Raw genomic sequence first — 6,107 nt, forward strand, 5'->3', positions numbered from 1 at the left:
CTGGCCTTCGTCCTCTAACACTTCACTTTTACCTAGTAGCTCGAAAAGCTCATCAGCCATATCAAGCATTTTGTCATATGCGTCAGCTTCCGCTTTAGAGGTAAAAGTCATTTTCTCTTCTCCGTTGCGTTCTACCACGTACTTGACGATTACAGCCATGGTTGGTCCTCTAACTCAAATTATCAAAAGTATTTACTGGCTGTTTATACAGTTTTTTGCAATCAAAGTCTAGGTTGCACAAGTAATCATGAGGGGTTGGTCGATAAAGTGAGCGAGTCAATGGAACTTAGCTAGCAGGCAATGGCTTACAGAATTGATAAAGCTGGTTGATTGCCATTTTAGCCACTTCATCCAACATCTCTTGCGGAGGAACGTCGACAGAGTGGATCTGTAATCCATCAAGTACGGTTACAGCGTAGTGCGTCATCAGTTGGGTGTTTGCTTCATCGAGGAGTTGACCCTCTTTTGCCGCTTGATCAAACCGTTCTTGTATCAGTTTAATGAACTCCGCACGTACTTTAAGTGCCGATGTTTTTATTATGTGTGAATCATCGCTGCAAGCTAACGAACTTTGGATCATCAAGCACCCTTTGTGTTTCTCGTTATTGCACTTGGCAACGACAATTCCAGAGAAAACGGCGGCAATCACATCACGAATTTCTGATTGGGCGAGCGCTTCGAAGAAAGGAGCCCCTTCTCGCTGTTTGTACATCTCTACAGCTTGTAAATAGAGCTGCTCTTTGTTGCCGAATGTTGCGTACATACTTGGCTTGTTGATCCCCATGGCGCTAGTGAGATCTTTGAGCGAAGCGCCGTCATAGCCTTGCGTCCAGAAGACATCTAAGGCTTTTTCAAGTGCGATTTCTTTATCAAAGCTTTTTGGGCGACCACAGGTTAAACGGACCATAACAGTATTCATTAATTTCTCAAATATGACACTCAAATGGTAAATCGCAGCACGTTCGTTGTCCATAAGACAAATGTATTCATTTGGTAAATTTAACTTGATCAATGTCAAAAGTTGAGATTATTATACCGATCGGTACAAAATTAATAAAAGGATAGCGAGATGGTAGGCAAACATTTTAAAGCCCCCCTTCTACTAATCTCAATTGCAGCACCTTTGGTGTTGTCGGGATGTCAGGATTCATATGCTGAAGTGGCCCAGTCTGCACCACCTCCTCCAGGTGTCGAAGTCGCAGAAGTGTTAGTAGAAACAATTACTGAACTTGATGAGTACACGGGTCGTTTAGAGTCGCCTCAGACGGTTTCGGTTATTCCTCGAGTGTCGGGCTATGTTGAGCAAGTGCATTTTGAAGAGGGAACTATGGTCCAAGAGGGTGATGTTCTTTTTTCAATCGACGACCGTGCATTTGTAGCGGAAGTTGAACGACTTGAAGCGGAGCTTAGCAGTGCTAAAGCGAGTTACAGCCAGTCGATCAAAGATCATCAACGTGCGCTGAAACTTAATAAGAACAATGCGATTTCTCAGGAAACGGTAGATGCTCGCTTTACAGCCAAGCAACGTGGTGCGGCCAGTGTTGCTGCAATTAAAGCCTCGCTATCCCAAGCCAAGCTCGATCTAGCGTTTACAAAAGTGACTGCCCCGATCTCTGGCAAGGTGTCAAGAGCGCATATCACTAAGGGTAACTATGTTTCAGCGGGTAATACTCAGTTAACAACACTGGTGTCTACCGCTCACATGTATGCTTACTTCGATGTTGATGAAGTGACTTTCCTTAAATATCAGAAGTTGAACAAGCTAAAAGCGGGCAAAGAAAACACTAAGCAATTGGTTCAGTTAGGCTTGGCAAACGATGCGGGTTACCCAATGGTCGGTCACATTGATTTTGTCGACAATGCGATTAACCAAGCAACTGGTACGATTCGCGTGCGAGCTGTGTTTAACAACGAAGACCAGTCCTTGTGGCCAGGCATGTTTGCCAAACTGCGCATTACTGGCTCAAGCAGCTATGAAGGTGTTCTGATCGATAATCGTGCGGTAGGAACCGACCTCAACAAGAAGTATGTGTTGGTACTTGATGAAAATAACACGGTTCAATATCGCCCTGTGTCTCTGGGTGAAAAACTTAATGGACTGCGTATTATCGCGGATGGATTGTTACCAGGTGATAAGGTAGTAGTTAACGGTCTACAGCGTGTTCGTCCGAATATGCCAGTGACTCCAAGCGAAGTGCCAATGGCAAATGAACTGACGCTATCCATGCTGCGCGACCAACAAAGCTTGCTTGATCAGCAACGCAAATCGTTAGCCACAGTGGCACTAAACGAGAAGGGATAACGGGATGTTTTCTCAGTATTTTATTCGTAGGCCGATTTTCGCTTCGGTCTTATCGATACTCATTTTTATTGCGGGTGCGTTATCAGTGTGGCAGTTGCCAATCACTGAATATCCAGAAGTTGTGCCTCCGACTGTGGTGGTAACTGCCACTTATCCTGGTGCAAATCCTAAGGTGATCGCCGATACGGTTGCATCTCCTCTAGAAGAGGAGATCAACGGTGTTGAGGGCATGCTCTACATGTCTTCACAAGCGACGTCTGATGGACGAATGACCTTAACGGTTACGTTTGAAATTGGCACTGATGCCGACAAAGCACAATCACTGGTGCAAAGTCGTGTTGATCGCGCTCTGCCAAGATTGCCAGAAGAAGTTCAGCGTCTTGGTGTAGTGACAGAGAAATCATCGCCTGATTTAACCATGGTGGTTCACCTCTATTCGCCTGATGAACGCTACGATCTTCTCTACTTAGCCAACTACGCGGCTCTTAATGTACGTGATGAAATTACGCGTATCGAAGGCGTGGGGTCAGTACGCGTGTTTGGTGGTGGTGAATACAGTATGCGTATTTGGCTTGACCCGAATAAAGTGGCGGCACTGGGCTTAAACCCTACTGAAATCATTGCTGCGGTTCGAGAGCAAAACCAGCAAGCAGCAGCGGGTAGCTTAGGTGCGCAGCCAAGTGGTGACTCTGATTTCCAATTACTGATTAATGTTAAAGGCCGACTTACTGATGTTGAGGAATTCGAAAACATCATCATCAAAGTGGGAGACAACGGTCAGGTTAATCGCTTAAAAGATGTTGCTCGTATCGAGCTTGGAGCAGAAACCTACTCGTTACGGTCGCTATTGGATAACCAAGACGCGGTCGCTATTGGTGTGTTCCAAGCATCTGGTTCGAATGCGATTCAGATTTCTGAAGATGTGCGCAGCAAAATGACTGAGCTTGAACAGAGCTTCCCACAAGGTGTGGCTTACAACATCGTTTATGACCCAACGGTATTTGTGCGTGGTTCGATTGAAGCGGTTGTGCAAACCTTGCTTGAAGCGGTATTGCTGGTGGTGTTAGTTGTCGTCTTGTTCTTACAAACATGGCGCGCATCTATTATTCCGCTTGTTGCGGTTCCGGTCTCCTTGGTGGGTACTTTCGCTTTCATGCACTTGATGGGTTTCTCTCTCAATGCGTTGTCTCTGTTTGGCTTAGTTCTGGCGATAGGTATTGTCGTGGATGATGCTATCGTGGTTGTCGAAAACGTAGAGCGAAACATTGCAGAAGGGCTTGCGCCAATTCCTGCCACCGAAAAAGCGATGCGAGAGGTAACTGGGCCTATCGTTGCAACGACGTTAGTGTTGGCTGCGGTGTTTATTCCAACCGCGTTTATGTCTGGACTTACAGGGCAGTTCTATAAACAGTTTGCACTGACGATTACCATCTCAACTTTTATATCAGCAATTAACTCGTTGACCTTAAGTCCTGCGTTATCAGCCCTGTTATTGAAAGGTCATAATGAGCCAAAAGACTGGTTAACAAGAGTGATGGACTCTCTGTTTGGACGCCTGATTTTTACGCCGTTTAATAAGTTGTTTAATAAGGGCGCTAATGCTTACGGCTACGTGGTTAAGAAAACCATTCGTTTAGGTGTTGTGATCGGGGTTATCTATGTTGGTTTACTTGGTCTAACTGCATACCAGTTTGAACAAACTCCGACAGGTTATGTGCCGGGTCAAGATAAGCAGTACTTAGTCGCGTTTGCTCAACTACCAGATGCGGCGTCACTTGAGCGTACCGACGCAGTCATTCGTGAGATGTCGGAGATTGCACTTGCTCAGCCAGGCGTTGAGCACTCGGTGGCATTTCCTGGTTTGAGCATCAATGGATTTACCAACAGCCCGAACAGCGGCATTGTGTTTACACCGCTCGCTAATTTTGAAGATCGTCAAGACCCAAGCTTGAGTGCAGGCGCGATTGCGATGCAGTTGAACCAGAAGTTTGCCTCAATACCTGATGCGTTTATCGCTATCTTCCCACCGCCACCGGTGCAAGGTTTAGGTACGATTGGCGGGTTTAGATTGCAAATCCAAGACAGGGGTAATCACGGCTACGAAGCTCTGTATCAGATTACTCAACAGGTGATTATGAAGGCGTGGGCTGACCCAGCGTTGACAGGTGTTTTCTCTAGCTATCAGGTAAATGTACCTCAGCTAGAACTGGATGTAGATCGTACTAAAGCACTGAAACAAAACGTCTCGTTAGATGATGTGTTTGCAACGCTACAATCTTACATGGGCTCAACTTACGTTAACGATATCAACCGATTTGGTCGTACATATCAAGTGAACGTTCAAGCGGATGAAGCGTTTCGTCAGAACCCTGAGCAGATCCGCCAACTTAAGGTGAGAAATGCGGATGGAGAAATGATTCCACTTGGCTCATTCGTCAATGTTGATAATGTCGCAGGGCCTGATCGAGTCATGCACTATAACGCGTATAAGACGGCTGAAATCAACGGTAGCCCAATGCCGGGTGTGAGTTCAGGTGAAGCACAAGCTGCGATCGAAAAGATTCTCGCTGAAACTCTTCCAATCGGTATGACTTACGAATGGACAGAACTGACGTATCAGCAAAAGCTAGCAGGTAATACCGCAACCTTGATCTACCCATTGGTGATTCTATTGGTGTTCCTAGTACTAGCGGCACAATACGAAAGCGTTCGACTACCGATGGCGATCATCTTGATTATTCCAATGACGCTATTGTCAGCGATCAGTGGTGTGATCTTGTGGGGAAGTGACAACAACATCTTTACCCAAATCGGTTTGATCGTATTGGTTGGCCTAGCGACTAAGAACGCAATTTTGATTGTTGAGTTCGCTAAGGAGTTGCAGGACAGAGGACGTACCGTCATGGAAGCTATCTTAGAGGCATCTCGCCTACGTTTGCGTCCAATTCTGATGACGTCTATCGCCTTTATCATGGGTGTTGTGCCTATGGTGTTCTCAACTGGAGCGGGCGCCGAGATGAGGCAAGCGATGGGAATCGCGGTATTCTCCGGCATGATTGGCGTAACGGTATTTGGACTGTTGTTAACGCCGCTGTTCTATTACGTGCTGGCAAAGCGTGCTGAGAAGAAACAAGCCGCGGAACAGAACATTAAACTGCAGCCAGCAAATGAATCCACTGTCTGATCCCTCTTTTTAGGATTAGTGGGCAACTCCGATTATTGGTGTTGCCCTTTTTTTATGTTTGGGAGCTGCCATTGATGGCAAAACTCGATAAAAGATTTGAGCAGTGGGCTCTGATACTTCTCTTTATGTACCAGCAACCAAAAGCGCCTTTTCATATCTAATGACAGCTTAAGTTCGATCACTCTTCCATCGGCTAAGGCGGGCTGCGCTGCCAGTTTTGATAAGCAACATAAGCCAAGCCCCGCCGAAACACTATTGATTAAAGCTTCGGTGGTGTTGAGCTGGAATGACTCATGCCATTGCTCAATCCGCGGAGCAATCACACGCAGGAAAAACTCCCTGGAACCTGAGCCTGGTTCACGCAATATCCATTCACTCTCTTCCAAGTCTCCGACACTAAATTGAGTTAGCTCAGCAAGCGGTGAATCTGGAGAGCAGATAACGCACATTTCATCTTGACTAAACTGAGTGGAAATTAACTCGGGGTGCAGAGTTTTCCCTTCAATTAGCGCAAGATCGAGCTCATAGTCGACGAGTTTTTCACATATCAAAGCAGAGTTTGAAATGAACAAGCTTTGAGATTGGTGCTGAGTATGACGTCGAAAATCGCTTAGCAAGTAA

At 46.0% G+C, this 6,107-nt stretch carries 5 protein-coding genes; 2 read left to right on the top strand and 3 right to left on the bottom strand.

Features of this window, described 5'->3' with window-relative positions:
* Together QTO00_RS12770 and QTO00_RS12775 are read right to left on the bottom strand one after the other, a co-directional pair.
* On the bottom strand, positions 1–159 hold a 159-nt coding region (locus tag QTO00_RS12770), incomplete at its 3' end, for a YebG family protein (RefSeq protein WP_331425152.1).
* 127 nt (positions 160–286) lie between these two features.
* A complete protein-coding gene (locus QTO00_RS12775; RefSeq protein WP_331425148.1) occupies positions 287–907 on the bottom strand; it encodes a TetR/AcrR family transcriptional regulator in 621 nt (206 codons plus the stop codon).
* Between the two features lie 162 nt (positions 908–1,069).
* On the opposite strand from QTO00_RS12775, the gene QTO00_RS12780 reads away from it, so the two are divergent.
* On the top strand, positions 1,070–2,302 hold the full coding sequence (locus QTO00_RS12780) for an efflux RND transporter periplasmic adaptor subunit (protein WP_331425149.1): 1,233 nt from the start codon (positions 1,070–1,072) through the stop codon (positions 2,300–2,302).
* Between the two features lie 4 nt (positions 2,303–2,306).
* The gene (locus QTO00_RS12785) at positions 2,307–5,486 is read left to right on the top strand and encodes an efflux RND transporter permease subunit (RefSeq protein ID WP_331425150.1); all 3,180 of its coding nucleotides are present in this window, start codon (positions 2,307–2,309) and stop codon (positions 5,484–5,486) included.
* A gap of 32 nt (positions 5,487–5,518) precedes the next feature.
* On the opposite strand, the gene QTO00_RS12790 is transcribed toward QTO00_RS12785, so the two are convergent.
* Positions 5,519–6,107, bottom strand: a 589-nt coding sequence (locus QTO00_RS12790) for a LysR substrate-binding domain-containing protein (protein ID WP_331425151.1), incomplete at its 5' end; no start/stop codon positions are given.

Origin of the sequence: Vibrio sp. M260118, assembly GCF_036533755.1 — a bacterium.
Taxonomy (GTDB): Bacteria; Pseudomonadota; Gammaproteobacteria; order Enterobacterales; family Vibrionaceae; genus Vibrio.